A 2,017-nucleotide genomic window follows, 5' to 3' on the forward strand; every position below is an offset into this window, starting at 1 on the left:
GCCCTCCCCCGCCCGAACTCGGCTGTTGCCGAGTTCAGCTCCTAAGGACCGAGGCAGGAAACATCCGGCCTCGGGCGGGAGAGGGTTCGCACCTCTCCAGCGGATGCCGACCCCCGCATCCACCGAAACCGAAACCCGCGAGACGACCGATCCGTCTCCCCCAAACCCCTTTGAGGAACCCCATGCTGGACACCCGCATCAAGCCCATCGTCATGCCCAAGTGGGGCCTGTCCATGTCGGAGGGCAAGGTCACGGGCTGGCTCAAGCCGCCCGGCACCAAGATCTCCGTCGGCGATGAAATCCTCGAGGTGGAGACCGACAAGATCGCCGGCGTGGTGGAGGCGGGCGACGCCGGCATCCTGCGCCGCGCCATCGGCACCCGCGACACCATCTATCCGGTGAAAGCCCTCATCGGCGTCATCGCCGACGAGGAGGTGAGCGACGACGAGATCGACGCCTTCGTCGCCGGTTATGCCGCCCCTGCCGAGGAGGATGACGCGGCGCAGGAGAGCGGGCCGAAATACGAGTTCGCCGACACCCCGTCCGGCCGCCTGCGCTATGCCAAACGCGGCGATGGCGCGCGCACCATCGTGCTCATCCACGGCTTCGGCGGCGACCTCGACAACTGGCTGTTCAACATTGATGCATTGGCCGGGTCCGCCACCGTCTATGCCCTCGATTTGCCGGGCCACGGCCAGTCGGACAAGGCGATCGGGGAGGCGAGTCTGAGCTGGCTGTCCGGCGCCGTGCTCGCCTTCATGGACCGCCTTGGCGTCGAGAAGGCCCATCTTGTCGGCCATTCCATGGGCGGGGCCGTGGCCATGCGCGCCGCGCTGGACCAGCCGGCGCGGGTCGCCTCCCTTGGCCTCATCGGCTCGGCCGGGCTCGGGGCCGAGATCAACAGCTCCTATACGGACGGCTTCGTCGCCGGCTCGTCCCGCCGCGACATGAAGCCGGTGCTGGAACAGTTGTTCCACGATCCCGGCACGGTCACCCGCCAGCTGGTGGAAGACATCCTGAAGTACAAGCGCCTCGACGGGGTGGAGGAAGCCTTGCACGCACTCTCCGCGAGCCTGTTCCCCGCAGGCCGGCAGAGCGAAATTCTGGCCGAGCGGTTGAAGGCGGCGGATGTGCCGGTGCTCGTCGTCTTCGGCGCCAGCGACAAGGTCATCCCGCCCGCCCATGCCCGGGCCCTCGGGGAGCGGGCCAAGGTGGAGGTGCTCGGCGAGGCCGGGCACATGGTGCAGATGGAGAAGGCGACCCGGGTCAACGAGCTGCTGCTCGACCACATGGGCCGCTGACCGGCTGGCATCCCGCGCCGCCGGACGGGCGCGCGGCCAATCAAAATCAAGGAGGAACCATGCCCAGCCTGAAGGACAAGAGCATCGTCATCACCGGCGCGGCCGGCGGCGTGGGCTTCACCCGAGCGGGAGAGCGGCGATGAGCGAGCAGTCGATATCGAACGAGCTGAAGTCCATGAACCTTCGGTTCGCCACCCTCGGCAAAGCCTTGCCGCAGGCCATGGGCGCGTTCCGCAACCTGATGTCGGAGGCGTCGAAGTCCGGGAGCCTTTCGACCAAGGTCAAGGAGCTGATGGCGCTGGCCATCGCCGTGCACAAGGGCTGCGGCGATTGCATTTTGTTCCATGTTTCCAATGCCAGGAGCCATGGCGCCAGCCGCCAGGAGCTGGCCGAGACGCTGGCCGTGGCCATCGAGATGGGCGGCGGCCCCGCCGCCGTCTACGCCGGCAAGGCCCTCGCCGCCTACGACGCCCTAACCAACGATAAATGAAGGAGAAACGCCGATGAAGGCCGCCCGCTTCCACGCCCGGCGCGACGTGCGCGTCGAAGACATCCCCGCCCCTCCGGACCAGCCGGGCCCTCGCCAAGTCCTTGTCAAGAATAGGTTTTGTGGCATCTGCGGCACCGACCTGCACGAATATGCCGCAGGCCCCATCGGCCAGTTGCAGGTGCTGGCCGCGCGGGCGGCCGGGGCAACGCGGATTTTCCTCAGTGAT

The 2,017-nt window shown here is 67.5% G+C and carries 2 protein-coding genes and 1 pseudogene; all 3 read left to right on the top strand.

The features are described 5' to 3' along the window. Positions 1-182: 182 nt before the first annotated feature. Complete coding sequence (locus K9U40_RS22765; protein ID WP_282892368.1) at positions 183-1,301, top strand: acetoin dehydrogenase dihydrolipoyllysine-residue acetyltransferase subunit; 1,119 nt, start codon at positions 183-185, stop codon at positions 1,299-1,301. A gap of 139 nt (positions 1,302-1,440) precedes the next feature. Further along, the gene (locus tag K9U40_RS22770) at positions 1,441-1,791 is read left to right on the top strand and encodes a carboxymuconolactone decarboxylase family protein (RefSeq protein ID WP_282892369.1); all 351 of its coding nucleotides are present in this window, start codon (positions 1,441-1,443) and stop codon (positions 1,789-1,791) included. Positions 1,792-1,804: 13 nt separating this feature from the next. Then, positions 1,805-2,017 (top strand): annotated as a pseudogene (locus tag K9U40_RS22775) (alcohol dehydrogenase catalytic domain-containing protein); the annotation flags it as partial.

Source organism: Xanthobacter autotrophicus, from assembly GCF_030015065.1.
GTDB lineage: Bacteria > Pseudomonadota > Alphaproteobacteria > Rhizobiales > Xanthobacteraceae > Xanthobacter > Xanthobacter autotrophicus_D.